Annotated in this window: 17 protein-coding genes; 5 read left to right on the top strand and 12 right to left on the bottom strand. The window is 73.2% G+C overall.

Annotated features, from left to right (window positions below):
• The first annotated feature begins 106 nt into the window (after positions 1-106).
• The 3 genes from I6A81_RS04675 to I6A81_RS04685 all read left to right on the top strand — a co-directional run bounded on the left by I6A81_RS04675 (position 107) and on the right by I6A81_RS04685 (position 2,335).
• On the top strand, positions 107-883 hold the full coding sequence (locus I6A81_RS04675) for an MMPL family transporter (protein WP_323132730.1): 777 nt from the start codon (positions 107-109) through the stop codon (positions 881-883).
• A 380-nt stretch (positions 884-1,263) separates the two neighbouring features.
• Positions 1,264-1,404, top strand: a complete 141-nt coding sequence (locus I6A81_RS04680; RefSeq protein WP_202999399.1) for a hypothetical protein — start codon at positions 1,264-1,266, stop codon at positions 1,402-1,404.
• A gap of 109 nt (positions 1,405-1,513) precedes the next feature.
• Complete coding sequence (locus I6A81_RS04685) at positions 1,514-2,335, top strand: SAM-dependent methyltransferase (protein ID WP_202999401.1); 822 nt, start codon at positions 1,514-1,516, stop codon at positions 2,333-2,335.
• Positions 2,336-2,395: 60 nt separating this feature from the next.
• Here I6A81_RS04685 and I6A81_RS04690 read toward each other — a convergent pair whose 3' ends face one another.
• A complete protein-coding gene (locus I6A81_RS04690) occupies positions 2,396-2,980 on the bottom strand; it encodes a PaaI family thioesterase (protein WP_202999403.1) in 585 nt (194 codons plus the stop codon).
• A gap of 83 nt (positions 2,981-3,063) precedes the next feature.
• Here I6A81_RS04690 and I6A81_RS04695 point away from each other — a divergent pair, with 83 nt between their 5' ends.
• On the top strand, positions 3,064-3,546 hold the full coding sequence (locus I6A81_RS04695; protein WP_202999405.1) for a winged helix-turn-helix transcriptional regulator: 483 nt from the start codon (positions 3,064-3,066) through the stop codon (positions 3,544-3,546).
• Between the two features lie 135 nt (positions 3,547-3,681).
• Here I6A81_RS04695 and rpsD read toward each other — a convergent pair whose 3' ends face one another.
• On the bottom strand, positions 3,682-4,290 hold the full coding sequence (gene rpsD / locus I6A81_RS04700) for a 30S ribosomal protein S4 (RefSeq protein ID WP_407661250.1): 609 nt from the start codon (positions 4,288-4,290) through the stop codon (positions 3,682-3,684).
• Between the two features lie 55 nt (positions 4,291-4,345).
• Here rpsD and I6A81_RS04705 point away from each other — a divergent pair, with 55 nt between their 5' ends.
• Entirely contained in the window at positions 4,346-5,089 is a 744-nt protein-coding gene (locus I6A81_RS04705) for a hypothetical protein (RefSeq protein ID WP_202999409.1), read from the top strand.
• Here I6A81_RS04705 and I6A81_RS04710 read toward each other — a convergent pair.
• The 10 genes from I6A81_RS04710 to I6A81_RS04755 form a co-directional block, all read right to left on the bottom strand.
• Positions 5,079-5,630, bottom strand: coding sequence for a flavin reductase family protein (locus tag I6A81_RS04710; protein ID WP_202999411.1), 552 nt, complete (start codon positions 5,628-5,630; stop codon positions 5,079-5,081). The genes I6A81_RS04705 and I6A81_RS04710 overlap by 11 nt on opposite strands.
• Before the next feature lie 389 nt (positions 5,631-6,019).
• Positions 6,020-6,295 (bottom strand): GlsB/YeaQ/YmgE family stress response membrane protein, encoded by a 276-nt coding sequence (locus I6A81_RS04715; protein ID WP_202999507.1) that lies wholly within the window; start codon positions 6,293-6,295, stop codon positions 6,020-6,022.
• Between the two features lie 181 nt (positions 6,296-6,476).
• Positions 6,477-8,417 (bottom strand): glycoside hydrolase family 2 protein, encoded by a 1,941-nt coding sequence (locus I6A81_RS04720; RefSeq protein WP_307874478.1) that lies wholly within the window; start codon positions 8,415-8,417, stop codon positions 6,477-6,479.
• Positions 8,418-8,773: 356 nt separating this feature from the next.
• Positions 8,774-9,223, bottom strand: coding sequence for a nuclear transport factor 2 family protein (locus I6A81_RS04725; protein ID WP_202999413.1), 450 nt, complete (start codon positions 9,221-9,223; stop codon positions 8,774-8,776).
• 16 nt (positions 9,224-9,239) lie between these two features.
• Positions 9,240-10,034: a glucose 1-dehydrogenase gene (locus tag I6A81_RS04730; RefSeq protein WP_202999415.1), complete on the bottom strand. Its 795-nt coding sequence runs from the start codon at positions 10,032-10,034 to the stop codon at positions 9,240-9,242.
• The gene (locus I6A81_RS04735; protein WP_202999416.1) at positions 10,031-10,570 is read right to left on the bottom strand and encodes a nuclear transport factor 2 family protein; all 540 of its coding nucleotides are present in this window, start codon (positions 10,568-10,570) and stop codon (positions 10,031-10,033) included. Before I6A81_RS04735 ends, I6A81_RS04730 begins: the two co-directional genes overlap by 4 nt.
• A 123-nt stretch (positions 10,571-10,693) precedes the next feature.
• Positions 10,694-11,458, bottom strand: a complete 765-nt coding sequence (locus I6A81_RS04740; protein WP_202999417.1) for a glucose 1-dehydrogenase — start codon at positions 11,456-11,458, stop codon at positions 10,694-10,696.
• 107 nt (positions 11,459-11,565) lie between these two features.
• Positions 11,566-12,348 carry an ABC transporter ATP-binding protein gene (locus I6A81_RS04745; protein ID WP_238428157.1) on the bottom strand — a complete coding sequence of 261 codons (783 nt, stop codon included), beginning with the start codon at positions 12,346-12,348 and terminating at the stop codon, positions 11,566-11,568.
• Complete coding sequence (locus I6A81_RS04750; protein WP_203010112.1) at positions 12,345-15,212, bottom strand: ABC transporter permease subunit; 2,868 nt, start codon at positions 15,210-15,212, stop codon at positions 12,345-12,347. Before I6A81_RS04750 ends, I6A81_RS04745 begins: the two co-directional genes overlap by 4 nt.
• A gap of 124 nt (positions 15,213-15,336) precedes the next feature.
• Complete coding sequence (locus I6A81_RS04755) at positions 15,337-16,578, bottom strand: ABC transporter substrate-binding protein (protein WP_202999418.1); 1,242 nt, start codon at positions 16,576-16,578, stop codon at positions 15,337-15,339.
• Between the last annotated feature and the right edge of the window lie 247 nt (positions 16,579-16,825).

A 16,825-nucleotide genomic window follows, 5' to 3' on the forward strand; every position in this document is an offset into this window, starting at 1 on the left:
GGGGGGGCCCCCGGGCCCCCCCCCGGGGGGCCCGGGGGGGCCCCCCCCCCCCGCGGGCCGGGGGGGGGGGGGCGAGCCCCGGGTCTCGCCAGGCGGCGACACGATCGTGCTGCCCGCGCGCCCGACCACCGCGCCGGCGGACCCCGCGACCTCCCGGACCCTCGCGCGCGTCCGCGCTCTCGTCCCCGACAACGTGGCGGTGTCGGGCCTGACCGCCATGACCGACGACCTCACCGTGCAGCTCACCCGGACCCTACCGATCTTCATAGGCGCGATCCTGGTCGCTTCGTTCCTCCTCCTGATGCTGGTGTTCCGCTCCGTCGTGGTGCCGCTGAAGGCGGTGCTGACGAACGCCCTGTCCATCGGCGCCGTGTACGGCATCGTCGTCGCGGTGTTCCAGTGGGGCTGGCTCGGTTCCCTGTTCGGCCTCGACCGGACGTACCTGATCGCCTCCCCGCTGCCGACGATCTTTTTCGCGGTACTGTTCGGCCTGTCCATCGACTACGAGGTTTTCCTGCTTTCCCGCATCCGCGAGGAGTACGACGCCATCGGTGACAGCACCGAGGCGGTCGCGCGCGGCCTGGCCGGCACCGGACGTGTGATCACCTCCGCGGCACTGATCATGACGGTCGTGTTCCTCAGCTTCGTCACGAACCCCTCGCCGCTGGTCAAGATGATGGGCCTCGGGCTGGCGGCGGCCATCGTGCTCGACGCGACCATCGCGCGGATGGTGCTGGTGCCCGCCACCATGGCGCTGCTGGGGCGCGCGAACTGGTGGCTGCCCCGGTGGCTCGACCGCCACCTCCCCCGCGTGCGCGCGGGCGGCACCGAGCTCCCGGGGGAGCGGGAGGCGGCGCTCGCCGCCGTGCCCGAGCGCTGCTGACCTGGCGGCGACGCGGACCCACGGTAAGGTCCGCACGGCGGATGGCGCGTCGGTGGTCCCCATCCGTCCGCCCGGAACCCGCCGGCCTTGACGAGCCGCGGTGTCCGGCCGGCGTCGAGGTACCAGGGCTGACCAGGGAGCCAGGCCGTCAGCAGCTCCAGCTTGGACGGAACCAGGGTGGTGTTGTGGATCGTCGCCATCCTCGAATCATCCGCCCGCGCGTCTCTCGTAGAGGTCACCCGCCCTCCCGGTCCCGAGACCCGCGGCCAGCGCTCCCGACCAACCTGCTCGAAATCTGCCCCTTCCCGGGCATAGCGCGCTAGACAGCAGGGAATACCCCAGACCCCTGAGGTCCCCGCTCCTGGAGGAGGATCACCATCATGGCTCGCTATGTGTGCCCTGGCTGCAAGACCAAGTCCGACAACTTGTCGACGCGGGCCGAGGCTGCCCAGCTGCTGGAGATCCATCGCCGCTACTTCTGTACCGAGGCGCGGCCGGGGTCACAGCTCAGGCGCCGCTGATCCGCGGGGCATCCGGTCGCACGGGCGACCGGTGCCCTGGCCGAACCGTCCGCCCCCGGATGGTCTACGGTGAGAACGCCGGTGAGCCAGTTTGTCCCGGGGAGCCTTCTTGACATCGAACACCGCGCCGGGTCCGGACAGACCCGCCGCGCCCACCCTTGACGTCACCGTGCCGCACTCCGCGCGGGTGTGGAACTACTGGCTGGGCGGCAAGGACAACTATCCCGTCGACCGGTCCGTCGGGGAGCAGGTCCGCGAGGTCTACCCGGAGATCATCGACGTCGCGCGGGAGTCACGGGCGTTCCTCGCCCGGGTGGTGCGCTTCCTGGTCGGGGAGGCGGGCATCCGCCAGTTCCTGGATATCGGGACCGGCCTGCCCACCGCGGGCAACACCCACGAGGTGGCCCAGCGGATCGCCCCGGAGTCCCGCGTCGTCTACGTCGACCGGGATCCGCTGGTCCTCGTCCACGCCCGGGCCCTGCTGACGAGCACTCCACAGGGGGCGACCGCCTACGTCGACGCCGACGTCCGCGACCCCGGGGCGATTCTCGCGGCCGCCGACGGCGTCCTGGACTTCACCCGGCCGGTCGGGCTGATGATGCTCGGCGTCCTGGGCAACGTCGCCGACCTCGACGAGGCCTACGAGATCGTGAAGCGGCTGGTCGACGCGATTCCGGCCGGCAGCTACCTGGTCGTCAACGACGGCACGATCGCCGACGCGGAGGCCGCCCGGGGCGCGGCCGAGGCCGCGCGCCGCCGCAAGGAGGCCGGCGACCCGTACTACCCGCGGACACCGGCCCAGTTCGCCCGGTACGTCGCCGGCCTCGAGCTGATCGACCCGGGAGTCGTGTCCACCCCGCTGTGGCGGCCCGAGCCCGGCACGAGCCCGCGGCCGATCGGCAGCCACGGCGCGGTCGCCCGCAAGCCGTAGCCGGTCGGGTTCACCGGTCCCACCGCGACGGGGCCGGTGGGCGGCCCGGCACCGGGCCGGCTACGGCGCGAGCGGGAAGACCAGGCAGGTCGTGCTCGCGGTGGCGACGACGCGGCCGGCGGCGTCGCGGACATCCCCCTCGGCGAAGGCGACCCGCCGACCGGGCTTGGTGACCCAGCCGTGCGTGAGGAGCTCGGTGGGTTCCCCGGGTTCGACTCGCACGGGACGCAGGTAGTTCACCTTGATCTCGATGGACGTGTACCCGATGCCGGCCGGCAGGGTGGAGTGGACCGCGCAGGCCGCCGCGGTGTCGAGCAGGGTGCAGACGAGGCCGCCGTGCACGACCCCGATGGGGTTGTAGGCGGACTCGTCCGGCGCGCACGCGAACAGCACGTCGCCCGGCTCGGCGCGCACCGGCCGGAAGCCGAGCAGCGACGCGATGGGCGGCGGCGGAACGGAGCCGTCCTGGAGGGCGCGCAGGAACTCCAGCCCGCTCATGGTCGCGGCACGCGCGGCCGTCCGCAGTGGATCATGCCAGCTGACGGTCCTGCTGCGCGGCTCGCCCCAGGCGGCGAAGGCCCGCGCCGGCGACGCGGACGAGGCCGGCTCGGACGGGGCGGGCGTGGACGGGTCCGTGATCGTCATGGCCGCACCCTACCATCTGAGTTCGATTCTCGAACCTAGATGGGCGCGCGAACTACACTCACGACCATGGAGGTGCGACCCTCGTGACGACACCACCACTGCTCGAGCAGCCCCGCGTCTGCTCCATCGCCCGCGCGCTGGAGGTGGTCGGCGAGCGGTGGGCGCTCCTCGTCATCCGCGAGGTGAGCCTCGGGGTGCGCCGCTTCGACGCCATCCAGGCGGCCACGGGCGCGCCGCGCGCCGTGCTCACCGACCGGCTCGCGGGCCTGGTGCGCGCGGGCGCGCTGGAACGGGTCAGCTACCGCGAGGAGGGCTCGCGGACCCGGTGGGAGTACCGGCTCACCCCGGCCGGCCGGGAGCTGGCTCCGGTGCTGTCGGCGCTGCGCCAGTGGGGCGACCGCCATCTGTCCGGCGAGGCCGGCCCACCCGCGACCTTCACCCACACCGGCTGCGGCGCCCCGGTCCGCGTCCGGCACGTCTGCGACGCCGGCCATGTCATCGACGACACCCGGATGATCTCCGCGGTGGCCGAGTCGACCGACTCGGCCGACTCGGCCGAACGGTGATCGCTTCCGCGCGACCGGCACCCGGGCGCCTGGCCCCGGCCCGCCGCGCGAGCCGGGACATGGGCCGTCCTTGACGCCGGTCGAGGCTCCCGCGGCGGGGGCCGCGGCGCGGCGGCCCGCCGCCGCGGGTGACCGTCAGCGCGCGTAGTACTCCACGACCAGTTGCTCGTCGCAGGTCACCGGTATCTCCGGGCGGCTCGGCCGCCGGGCCAGCACGGCGAGCAGCGCCTGCCGGTCCACCTCGAGATAGGGCGGGGGCGACACCCGGGGCGCCGGGCCTTCGACCGCCAGCAGGAACGGGGCCATCCGCCGGCTGCGAGGCGACACCGTCACCACGTCGCCGACCTCCAGCCGGTATCCGGGACGGTCGACGCGACGGTCGTTGACCTGGATGTGCCCGTGGCCCACGAACTGGCGGGCCTGGTAGATGGTCCGGGCGAAGCCGGCGCGCAGCACAGCGGCGTCCAGCCTGGTCTCCAGGTCCTCGATGAGCAGGTGGCCGGTACGGCCATCGCCCCGGTCGGCGTCCTCGAACGCGCGCCGCAGCTGCTTCTCGCTGATGTGGTACTGGAAGCGCAGCCGCTGCTTCTCGAGCAGCCGGAGCTTGTAGGGGCTCGGGTTGCGCCGGCCGCGGCCGTGCGGGCCGGGCGGGTAGGGCCGCTTCTCGAAGTACTTGACCGCCTTCTCGGTCAGCGGCAGTCCGAGGCCCCGGCTGAGCTTGGCCACGGGCTTGTGACGCACGATCGCCTCCATTAAGTTAGGTGAACCTAATCTTAAGCCAACCATAGTGGAGGTCGCGATGGAGCGGATGACGGGTGTTCCCGGTGGCGGTGCCGCCCTGGGGCTCCCCGGGCTCGTGGCGGCCGCGCGCGCGCTGACGGACTCGGCGGACTACGGCAGCCTCGCGCTCTGGGGCGGCCGGGTCGCCCACGGCCTGCGCTTCACCAGTCGCTGTCTCAGCGGCTCGCCGAGCCCGAACGCGCCCGCGCGGCTGACGGACCCGGCGCGCGCGGACCAGCCGGAAGGGCCGCCGACGGCTGGCCCCTCGGCGGGCGGGCAGCCCTGCGCCGACTCGTCGCCCGCTCCCGCGCCGGCCCGCGACCTTCCCACGGACGAGAGACCGGCGGCCGACCCAGCCGCGGCCGGAGCCGGCGAACATGTCACCGGCGTCGAGCAGATCGCCGGCCTGGACGCCACCTGGCCGACGGAGCCGGTCACCCGCCTCCTCGTGCTGGCGCCGGCCGCGATCGGCCACCTGCTCGGAGACGACGACCAGGCCTGCCGGTTCCAGTTCTGTGGGCCGGTCGCGGGGCGGGCCCACTGGGTCTCGATCGCCTTCGGCGGCTGGGTGGCCGCGGTGCCGGCCGTGGACGCGGCCCGGCTCACCGCGCACTTCGCGGACCGGCATCCCACCGCTGACCTGTTCGACCTCGGCGAGCGCTGGACGATGCTCGAGATCGACGTGGTCGAGGCCATCGTGCGCACCGAGCAGAGCTGCACGCACCTCGACACGGAGGACGCCCGCTCGCTGCTCACGTCCTGAGGCGCGCGCCGCCGGGGAGGGCTCGTTCGGTCGGCGGCGCGGGGCGTTCGGCGTTGCCGTGCCCGGGCGCGATGTCCAGCGCCTGGGACTGGCGCAACGGGATGAACGGAGACGTCGGCCCGCGGACCGCGACGGGTTCCAGGGTGAAGCAGACGTGGTCCCCGCCGTCGTCCAGGACGCACAGCCTCCGGCCCACCAGCCGGTTGGGAAGGTCGGCCAGCAGCGGGACGCCCCCTGGCCCGGGCAGCACCGACCGGCCGGCGAACTTGTCGGTCTCGTCACCGGTGAGCGATCCGAACGCCTCCGCCATCGCGTGGTCGTCGGCGCCGAGGAAATGCAGCCCGAAATGCGTCGAGCGCAGCCCGATCCTGAAGGTGTGGTTCGCCTTCGACAGCCACACGCAGTACCGGGGCGGCGTGATGCTGGACTGGCCGTGGAAACCGACCAGGCAGCCGGCCCGTTCCCCGCCTGCGGCGGCGGTCACGACGACCATTGCCGGATTCGCGCTTTTCAGCAGGATGCTCAGTTCTTCGTCAGCCATCGCGTCCCCTCCTCGCGCGGCGCCGAAACCTCTCGGGCCACGCCAGTTCCTACCAGGTCTGCCGTTCTGAAAACGTGAGGTGGCCGACAGGGTGCGTCAGGCGGTCACCCGGTGGCCGGAGGACGCTCACGAGGACGCCCCACAGACAAGATCACGAGCTGGCCGCTGTCTCGCGACGGTGCCTCTGGATGTCGTCGGCGAACGGCTCACCGGCCGGGCGGCGACGGCCACGGCCGCGCCGGAACGGCGATGGGCGGCTGGGGCACCGTGGAGGCTGCCCCAGCCGCCCATCAGGCGGAGTTTCGTCGCGCGGTGTCCTGGCGAGGCCCGCCCGCCGACCGATCCGGGTCGCTCCCGGTCCGGCGGGAGCCCGTCGTCGCGAGCGGCCCTCAGCGCAGGACGCGGCGCCGGCTGGCGGCCCGGTAGATCAGCAGGGCGGCGATCGCGCCGATGATGGACCCGATGATGCCGGACGGCTGCAGCGCGCCCTCGCCCAGGTCCTTGCCGAAGAGAAGGTATCCGAGGAATCCGCCGACGAACGAGCCGACGATACCGAGGAGAATTGTCGCCCCAATGCCGAGCGGATCACGGCCGGGCACGACAAGACGTGCGACCGCGCCGGCGATGAGACCGAGCACGATCCAGGCGATGATAGTCCAGAGCACGAGATCCTCCAGGTGGGCGGAATACTTTTCGACGATCACTCGTCGTGGTATCGGGAGCTTTACCCCACCGACCGCGTGACTCAAACAAAGCAGTCTTCGGATACCTCCATCGGGGTGGTGCGGCGCTCCTCTCCATGCCTCCATCCACCCGGTCGGTCACCGCTGGAGACCACGAAGTCACCTATGGCGTCCGGCCCGGCTCGGGGGGTAGCTGGCCCGCGTCGCTTCCAGGAGCGGCGGGCGGCAGGGCACGGACGTCGGCGCGGACGTCGGCACGGACGTCGGCGTGGATGTCGTCGTACAGCCGCTGGTGGGCGGCGCGTACCCGCTCGGGATCCACCTTGAGGACGGCGCGGTCGTAGGTCAGCAGGCCGTTGCGTTCGCCCTCGACGTCCGTCGCCTGGGTGTAGATGGCGATGCTGAGGCCCTGATCGCGGGCGAGCGCGCGCAGCTCGTCGACCATTCCCACGTAGCGATCGGTGAGCTGGCCGGGCGAGGTGGCCCACTCGTAGCTGAACCCTTCGGTCGCGGGCCAGGCATGGCCGGTCATTGGCAGTCCGATGCCGCCGAACTCGCCGAGCGCGCGACAGCGGCCGTCCGAGGCCGCGACGGCGGCCGGGCCTGGATAGGAGTGCAGGTCGGCCACGTGGCCCGCTCCCGCGTCGATCCAGTTGTTCCCAGGATCCGCGCTGCCGCTGTTCTCGCTGACGAGGCGAGTCGGGTCGAGGGCCCGAACGGCCCGGGCGATGCGCGCGACGTCGTACTGGCCCCAGCCCTCGTTGAACGGCACCCACCCGACTACGGACGGGAAGGCACGGCACTGCTCGACCAGCGCCGCCAGCTCGGCCTCGAACTGCCGGCGAGCTGCCTCGTCCGGCTCCCGGTCATGCGGCATGGACGGCATGTCCTGCCAGACGAGCATGCCGAGCCGGTCGGCCCAGTAGTACCAGCGCGCCGGCTCGACCTTCGCGTGCTTGCGGACGCAGGTGAAGCCGAGCTCCTTCGCCACCTCGAGGTCGCGCCGCAGCGCGTCGTCCGTCGGTGCCGTGTAGACGCCGTCCGGCCAGTAGCCCTGGTCCAGCAGCCCGAGGTGGAAGACGAACCTGCCGTTGAGCAGCGGCCGTGGCTCGCCGGAAACCTCCGTCACCTCGACCGACCGCATCCCGACGTAGCTGTCCACCCGGTCGCCCACGGCGGGAGGCCCGCCTCGCCCGTCGGCGACCGTGACGGTCACGCCGTACAGGAACGGGTCCTCGGGTGACCAGGCCCGCACGTCCGGGATCTCCACCGTGAACGGCCGGCCGCTGACGCCCGTCCCGGCCGCCACCGTCTCGGCCCCGGCCGCCAGCCCGGCCCGCACCTCCACCCGGACCGGGACCGCCGGATCGGGATGCGCGGCCCCTGTCTGACCGGGGCTTTCGCCCAGTGCCGGCCGCGCGTCCGCCAGGGCCGCGTCCGCCTGGACCGCGTTCACCAGGACGTGGACGGCGCCGGCGGCCAGATCCGGGGTGAGGGTGAGCCGGGACAGGTGGCAGGTCGGCGTCCGCTCCAGCCAGACCGTCTGCCAGATCCCCGAGGCCGAGGTGTAGAAGATCCCGCCCGGGTGGCGGCGCTGCTTGCCCAGCGGCTGCCCGCCGCCGTCCGTCGGGTCGAATACGTGGACGAGCACTTCTTCCTGGCTCCAGGTCAGGTAAGGCGTGATGTCGAAGCCGAAGGCGTCGTAGCCACCTCGGTGCACGCCCACGGCGACGCCGTTGATCCATACCCGGCATTCCCAGTCGACCGCGCCAAAATGAAGATGCACCCGCCCGGCCGCCCAGTCGGGCGGTACACGGAAGGTCCGGCGGTACCACATCCGCTCGTACGCGGCCCCAATGCCGGACAACGCCGACTCGACCGGAAACGGGACCAGGATGCGCCGCGGCAGCCGCCGGCCGACCGGTGGGTCGTCGAATCCGCCGAGACCCCCCTGCCCGCCGCCGGCGGCGGGCCCTTCCGATCCCCGTTCTCCCCCGAACTCCCAGGTGCCGTTCAGCGAGAGCCAGGACGGTCGCGCGAGCTGGGGACGTGGGTATTCCGTCAGGGGACGCCTTGTGGCGACCGCGCGCGACCAGGCGGTCACCAGTCTTCTCCGGAGCACCTTCCGGGATGCTAGAAGATCTCACCCTGGCTGTCCGCCGGTCGTCGTGATCCACCGGCGGCGCGCTGCCGCGACAGGTTGTAGCGACGCGCGGGCACGACCCGCCCGAGGCCGCCTGATACAAGCGGGGTGGTCCGGCGGGCGTGCCTTCGTTCCCGTTCCCGCCGTCCCGATCGGACGCCCTCGCCACCCGCCGCCGGCGCCGCGGGGGCCGAGCCCGCCGCCGCGGGCGCGCACCGGGCCTGACCGATCGGTCGCATCTGCTCGAGGACCAGGCCGCGTGCCGTCGGGACGACGAGGACCTCGGGTGGCGAGACCGCGGCGCGAGCGGGGACGGTTCAGGCGGACGCGGGTGGCGGGGCGAAGTGGTGGGAGAGGTCGCCGACGAGGCGCTGGCGGTCGCGGCGCTCGGCGAAACGCCAGGCGCCGTCGACCCGTTCGAAGACGTCGTCGTGGCGGCTGGCCGCGATCACCTGTAGCGGCAGGCCGGGGCAGGCCTGCAGGACGGTGACGTAGCTGGAGGCCGTCGCCGTGTCGGCGCCCTCGGCGTGGGTGATGTCGAGGTTGGTGACGACGTGCTGGGTGCGCGGGGTGCCGTCCTCGTGGAGGCGGACGCCGGACGCCCAGAGCTCACGGAGTACCTCGCGCCCCTGGAAGACGGTGCCGTCGCCGGCGATCACGCGGGCGTGCTGGAACAGGTCCGCGACCGCGTCGAAGTCGCCGTCGTCGATGAGCCGTGGGTAGGAGTACACCAGCGACCCGATCGCCCGGATGTCCCGCTCGCTCACGCCGATCTCCCTCTCGTCAGCTGATGTTCATGGGGCTGCCGGCCAGCGCGCCGCCGTCGACGACGAACTCGGCGCCGGAGCAGTAGGAGGCGCGGTCGGACACCAGGAAGGCGACCATCTCGGCCACGTCGGCTGGCCGGCCGATCCGGGGCACGGGCAGCGCGGCGAAGACCGCCTCCTTGTCGACGCCCGCGAACTCCGGGGCGTCGACCATGGGGGTGTCGATCGTGCCGGGGTGGACCGAGTTGACCCGGATCCCGTAGCGGCCGAGTTCGAGCGCCGCCGTCTTGGTCATCCCGCGGATGGCGAACTTGGACGCGACGTAGGCGACCACACCGGGCACGCCCTCGATGCCCGCGGTGGAGGACACGTTCACGATGGAGCCGCCGCCGGTGTCCCGCAGGGGAGCGATCGCCGCCCGCATCCCCAGGAAGCAGCCAACCTGGTTGACCTGGACGACCGCGAGGTAGTCGTCGAGCGCGGTGTCCTCGATCAGCCCGGTGCGCACGATCCCGGCGTTGTTGACGACCGCGTCGAGCCGGCCGAAGGCCGCGACAGCGTGGTCGACGGCGCCGGCCCAGTGGTTCGGGTCGGCCACGTCCAGGCGCAGGTAACGGGCGTCGTCGCCGAGGTCGGCCGCGACGGCCTCGCCCTGTTCGTCGAGGACGTCGCCGAGCACGACGCGGGCGCCGCGGGCGACGAGCAGTCTGGCCTCCGCCTCCCCCTGGCCGCGCGCCGCGCCCGAGACCAGCACGACCTTGCCGTCGAGCCCCTCGCCGGTTCCGGCCGCGCCGGGCCCGGCCGGGCTCATGAGCCCTCCGCGGCCGAGACCTCCGCCGCCGAGACCTCCACCGCGGCGGGGGCGAACCGGTTGCCTGGCGCTCCCCACCACCCCGGCCGTGGCACGCCCTGGGGCCAGGCGCCGTCCAGCCAGACCAGGCCGGCGACGTACTCGGTGAGCCGCCAGCCGGTGGCGGTGCGGGCGAACCGGCAGTCGTAGTAGCCGCCGTCGGCGAGCAGCGTCTCCCCGCCCCGGCCGTCCAGGGTGATCATCTGGGTGAGCACGTAGGCGCGTCCGCTGGCGGTGTCGCCGTCGAGCTGGATGTCGACGTTGGAGAGGTAGTGCTGGCACGCGACGAAGATCGACAGTGACTCGCGCAGGTAGTCCACGATCTCCGGGTAGGCGGCGCGGACGCCACCGTTGCGGGTGAAGTCGACGACGGAACCCTCGGTGAACACCTCGGACAGCCGCGGCCAGTCGCGGGCGTCGACGGCGTGGGTGTAGCGGGTCAGCACCTCGTGGATCTCCAGGCGGTCCGCGGCCGCCTCGGCCCGGCTCGTCGTCATGAACGGCTCCTGTCTCTGCTCGGCTGTCTCTTGTCTCTTGTCTCTGCTCGGCTGTCTCTGCTCGCCGCCCGTCGTCGACGTGAAGGGGCCGAGGTGAAAGGGGGGCGTGCGTGACCGCGCGGGTCAGGTGATCGTGTAGCCGCCGTCGACGGGCAGGGCGGCGCCGACGACGAACGACGCGGCGCCCGAGAGCAGCCACAGCACGGCCTCGGCGATCTCGTCGGCCTCGGCGATCCGGCCGATCGGGTGCAGCGCCGCCACCTGCGCCTCCGCCTCGGCGCTGCCCCGCATCCAGTCGTCGACCATGCGGGAGCGGGCCGTGCCGGGGCAGATGGCGTTGATCCGGATGCCCTGGGTGATGTACTCCAGCGCCGCCGTGCGGGTCAGCCCGATCACGCCGTGCTTGGCCGCCACGTAGTTGCCCATGCCCGGGAAGCCGATCAGGCCGGCGCCCGAGGACGTGTTCACGATCGCGCCGCCGCCGCGGGCCAGGATCGCCGGGATCTCGTGCTTCATCCCGTAGAACACCCCGGACAGCATCACGGCGATGCCGCGTTCCCAGACCTCGTCGGGCATGTCGGCGATGTTCGCGCCAGCACCGACGATCCCGGCGTTGTTGTGGGCGTAGTCCAGCCCTCCGTAGCGGCGGACGGTGAAGTCGACCATCGCCTTCACCGAGGCCGACTCGGCGACGTCGACGCGGACCGCCGCCGCGTCGCCGCCGTCGCCGGCGATCAGCTTGACGGTCTCCTCGGCCTGATCGAGGTCGAGGTCGGCGACGACGACGCGGGCGCCGGCGGCGGCGAGCCTGCGGGCGGTGGCACGGCCGATGCCGCCCGCCGCTCCGGTGACGACGGCGACCTTGCCGTCGAAGTCGTAATGGATCACGTGTGCTGCTCCTGGCTGCTGATCGAGCACTCCGCCACGGCGGCGGACCGGCGGACGGGAACGGGTGGGCGCGAACGGGTGGACGAGAAGGGGGATGAAAAGGGTGGTCAGCCGAGATAGGCCTCCCGGACGAGCCGATCGGCGCGAACCTCGTCCGGCGTGCCGGCGGCGATGACCCGGCCGAGGTTGAGCACGACGACCCGGTGGCAGTGACGCATCACGAACGGCACGTCGTGCTCGACGAGGACGACGCCGCAGCCCTGCTCCCGGCGGATCCGGGTGATCGCCTCCGCGAGCACGGCGGAGCCGGCGTCACCGAGACCCGAGGTTGGCTCGTCCAGCAGCAGCACGGTCGGGCGGTCGACGACCGCGCGGGCGAGCTCCAGCAGCCGGGCCTGCCCGATCGGCAGCGTCGCGGCGTACGCGTCCCGGCTGCCGGCCAGCCCGCACAGGTCGAGCATCTCCTCGGCGCGCCGCCGGCGGGCCCGCGCCACGGCGAGCCGCCGGGACAGGCCCAGGACGTCGGCGGCGATCCCTCCGGTGCGACCGCGCCATTCCTGCGCCGCGAGCAGGTTGTCGAGCACGGTCAGCTCGCCGAAGACCTGCTGGCGTTGGAAGGTGCGACGCAGGCCGTGCCGGGCCCGCCAGGTCGCCGACCGGCGGGTGACGTCGGCGCCGTCGAGCCACACCCGGCCGCTGGCCGGGGAGCGAAGGCCGGAGGTGACGTCGAACAGCGTGGTCTTGCCGGCGCCGTTGGGCCCGATCACGCCGACCACCTCGTCTCGGCCGACGTCCAGCGAGACGCCGTCGAGGCCGACGACCCCGCCGAAGCGGACGGTGACGTCGGTGACCCGCAGCGCCGGGCGGGCCCCGGTCCCGGTCATCGTCATGGCGCTCCCGTCAGGTAGGCGTCGGCGAGGGTGTCGCGGTCGACGTCGCCGGCCGCCCGCGACCAGGCGACCCGGCCCAGGTCGAGGAACGCGACCTCGTCGGCGAGGTCGAGCACGTGACGCGCCTTCTCCTCGACGACGAGGACGGCGGTGCCGGCGGCGGCGAGCTCGGCGAACAGCTCGAGCACCCGCGCCGAGATCCGGGGCGCGAGCCCCAGGCATGGCTCGTCGGCGACGAGCACCCGTGGCGGGTCGAGCAGCATCGGGGCCAGCGCCAGCATCTGCTGCTCGCCGCCGGACAGGTTGCCGGCGGCGACCCGGCGGCGCGCGGCCAGCGCGGGGAACCGGTCGAGGACGGCCGCGACGCCGCCGCTCGCGTCGACGCCGCGCGGCAGCGCGAGGGCGAGGTTCTCGGTGACGGTGAGCGCGGGGAACACGCCGCGGGACTCCGGGGCGAACGCGAGCCCATGCCCGACCCGGCGATGGGCGGGCAGGGCGGTGACGTCCGCGCCGGCGAGCTCGATCGCTCCCGCCGTCGGGGCGAGGCCGCCGGCGATCACGGCGCAGACCGTGGACTTGCCCGCCCCGTTGGCGCCGAGCAGGACGGTCACGGCGCCGCGCCGGACCACCAGGTCGATTCCGCGCAGTACCTCGACGGCGCCGTAACCCGCCCGGACGCCGCGTAGCCGCAGGCCGACGGCGGGGCCGACGGCGGGGCCGACGGCGGGGCCGTCGGCCCGCGCGTCGCCCGGCCCGGTGGTCGTGAGCGGGTCGCCCGGCATCGAGGCGTCGACCTCCGGGTCCCTCACGGCCGCCAGGTCTCTCGCGGCCGCCAGGCCGCCCACGGCGGCCGGCTCCGAACCGTCGGCGTGGGCGCCGACGCCGGGCGCCCTGGCCGGGACGGCGCCTCCCGCGCCGTCCCCGGGGGTGTCGAGGCGCGCGCGCCGCTGTGCGCGCCGGCGCGCCCCGGCCAGCGCGCCGCTGATCTGGGTGACGATCCCGTCGGGCGCCTTGGCGAGCTGGATCGCGCCAAGGCCGAACAGGATGTCCCGGATCCTGGTCGAGCTGGTGACGTGCGAGAGGATCTCCGGGCTGGCGGCGAAGAACAGGCCGGCGACCACGGCGCCCGCGGGCCGGCGGATGCCGAACAGGACCACGACCGCGAGCCAGCCGAGGCCGGTCATCGCGTCGAGGCTGGTGTGGCTGACGCTCTGGTTGACCGTCGCGAGCATGATCCCGCCGAGGCCCGCCACGGCGGCGGACACCGTGAAGATCCGCAGCTTCGCCCAGGCGGCCGAGATACCCACCGAGGTCGCGGCCGCCGGCGCGGAGCGCACGGCGGTCACGGCGTGCCCGGACGGCGAGTCGCGCAGCGCCCCGATCGCGGCGCAGGCCAGCGCGACCAGCGCGAGCAGCACCCCGGCGAGCACCCGGTCGTCGGCCAGGTCCAAGCCGAGCAGGGTCGGCCGCGGGATCGTCCAGCCGTACTCGCCGTTGCTCAGCGCCTCCCAGGGGAACAGGACGGTGTCGCCGACGAGCGCCAGCGCGAGCGTGGCCAGCGCGAGCGCGAGGCCGCCGAGCCGCAGCGCCGGGACGGCGACCACCGCCCCGAGCAGGGCGGCGGCCGCCACCCCGATCAGCGCGGCCAGCAGGAACGGAAGACCGTGGCTGAGGCAGAGCCCGAACACGAGCGCGGCGAAGGTGACGAACGCGGCCTGCGCGAGGCTGACCATCCCGCCGAGGCCGGTGACGAGCACGAACGACAGGAAGATCATGCAGAAGGCGAGGCCCTGCACGATCAGGGTCAGCCAGTAGTCGTCGGCGCCGAACTGGGCGAAGAGGTAGAGCGCGAGCGCGGCGGCGGTCCAGGGCGCGTAGCGGCGCCAGGCCGCCAGCCCGGCGAGATGGTCGGGTGGCAGGCGCGCCTCGGCGACGGAGCTCGCGATCCGCCCGCGGTCCCTGGCCAGGTAGAACAGCCCGGCGAACAGCAGGACGTAGGGCAGCGCCGAGGCCGCGCCGTGGACCGAGTCGGCGAAGCGCGCGTAGCCGGAGAACATGCTCTGCGCGACGCCCAGCAGCAGGCCGCCGAGGAACGCCAGCGGCATCGAGCGCAGGCTGCCCAGCACCGCCGCGGCGGCGCCGACCGCGACCAGGCCGGTGAAGGAGGCGGGCGTCAGGCTGAAGAAGGGCGCGCCGATGACGCCGGTGAACCCGGCGAGGGCGAAGCTGCCCAGCACGACCAGCCTGGAGGTCGTCCGGGTGTCGACGCCGCGGTACTCGGCGAGCTGGCGGCGGTCGACGGTGGCCCGCACCCGCAGGCCGAGCCGGGAACGGTGCAGCAGCGCCCACAGGCCCGCGGCGATGACGGCCGCCGAGACGAGCACGATCGTCTGGTTGGAGTCGACGTGCAGCCAGTCGGTCAGGTGCCAGACGTGCTTCGGGGTCGGTCCGATCCCGGGCGGATAGGTGATGTTGTCGCCGCGGGGGATGTCGGCGCCGAAGGTGTCGACCGCGGTCTCGACGAGGAACAGCGTGAGCGCGGGCAGCGCGATCAGCAGGCCGACCGTTGCCACGATCTTGGTGGCGTCGTCCGCGTCCCGCAGCGGCCGGAACAGCACGGCGTCGACCACCAGGCCCAGCAGCGGCGCCGCGACCAGCACGGCGACGGCGACGGCGAGCGGCACCGGCCAGCCGAGTCCCGTCGTCAGCTCGTAGTAGAGCAGCGCGATCGAGAACGCGACGGCGGTGTGCGCGAAGTTGAAGATCCGCAGGGCGGTCTGCTGCAGGACCAGGCCGACGGCGAGCAGCGAGTACACCGCGCCTGAAACCGCCCCGCTCACCAGCAGGGCGATGAAGGTGTTCATCCGGTCAGGTCCTCCCGGGCCTCGGCACCACCTCGCGGGCACCACCTGGCGGGCATCGCCTGGCGGGCATCGCCTGGCGGGACGGGCCGGCGGTGGCCGCGTCCCGCCAGGCGGGCTGGGGCGGCTACCGCGGCACGCTGGCGATCGGGACGTTGCCCGTGCAGGTCATCGGGCTGACCGGCTGGTAGCTGGTGCCCTCGATCTGGACCAGCGCCGAGCAGGGGGCCGGCTCGCCGTGCCCGGCCGGGAACGAGATCGGCCCGATGCCGGGCTGGCTGGCCGTCGGCTGGTAGGTGAAGCTGCCGTTGACGACCTCGTCGAAGCGTTCCGGCGTCAGGTCACGTCCGGCGGCCTGGAGCATCTGCACGAAGACGTCGGCCATCCAGTAGCTCTGGATCGCGCCGAGCGTCAGCTTGGCGTTCGGGTCGACGGCCTTGATGTCGTCGGTGAGCTGTGTGATGGCGTCGCCGCCGAACTCGGTCGGCAGGAACTGGGTGCTCACGTAGCTGCCCTGCAGCGCCGCCGTGATGTCCGCGCTGCCCTCGAGCAGGCCGGGTGAGTAGGTGATGTAGTTCAGCAAGGCGCCCTTGTAGCCCGCGGTGTGCAGCCCGGCGCTGATCCCCACGGTGTTCGCGAACAGGCTGTTGAACACGACCAGGCCAGGCGGGGCGCCGTCGTCGCTCGTCATCACGGCCTGGACGAACGGGGTGTAGTCGACCTTCTCGGTGGTGGGCACGTTCGCCTTGGCGTAGACGACCTTCGCGCCGGCGGCGAGGAAGGCCGCCCGCACCGTCTTGAGGCCGTCCGTGCTGTTGGCCGAGTCATCGGAGACGATCGCGACCGTCGTGCCGGCGCCGAGCCTGTCGATGATGGGCTTGGCGAGCGAGGTGTTCACGACCGTGGCGCCGGGCGGCTGGATGCATCCGTTGTAGCCGAAGGCGAAGCCGGCCTTGTCGCCACTGCACTGACCGGGCATGAAGCCCCAGCCGACCGACGGGACCTTCTGGGCGTTCAGGTAGTCGGAGCTGGCGGGCAGGAAGCCGGCGCCGAGCATGGGCACGATCGCGAAGACCTTGTCCCGCTGGACGGCCTTGTGGACGAGCTGCAGGTTGGTGTCGCCGGCCTCCTGGTCGTCGGACACCCCGATGTAGGAGATCGTGCGGCCGTTTATGCCGCCCTCCCGGTTCGCCCGCTCGAAGCGGGCCTTGGCGCCGATGTCGGCGCCTGGGTAGCCGCCGCTCGCGCTGGTCAGCGCGGCGATGCCACCAATCGTGATGCTGGTGTCGGTGACCCCGCGCGGGCCGTCCGATCCGCCGGAGGAGCCACAGGCGGCGGCGACCACGGCGAGCGCGACCAGTCCCGCCACGTTCGCTAACAACGGGTACCGGCGGATATCGCGCGTCCATCGCGAGGTTCCCGGGGTGGATCGTGGGCGCATCGTCACGTACTCCCTATGAGCAGGGCGGATCAGGATTCGGCGGGCCAGGCGGTATCACGTTCGGCGCGGCTGAATATGCGCGGCGGCGTTCGCGCGCGGGTCGTGGCGCGTCTGTCGGGCCGCGTCGCCGGCCGGGCGACGCGGCGACGGGCCCGAAACTCGGGGCGTAGGGCCC

Source organism: Frankia nepalensis, assembly GCF_016786325.1.
Taxonomy (GTDB): domain Bacteria; phylum Actinomycetota; class Actinomycetes; order Frankiales; family Frankiaceae; genus Pseudofrankia; species Pseudofrankia nepalensis.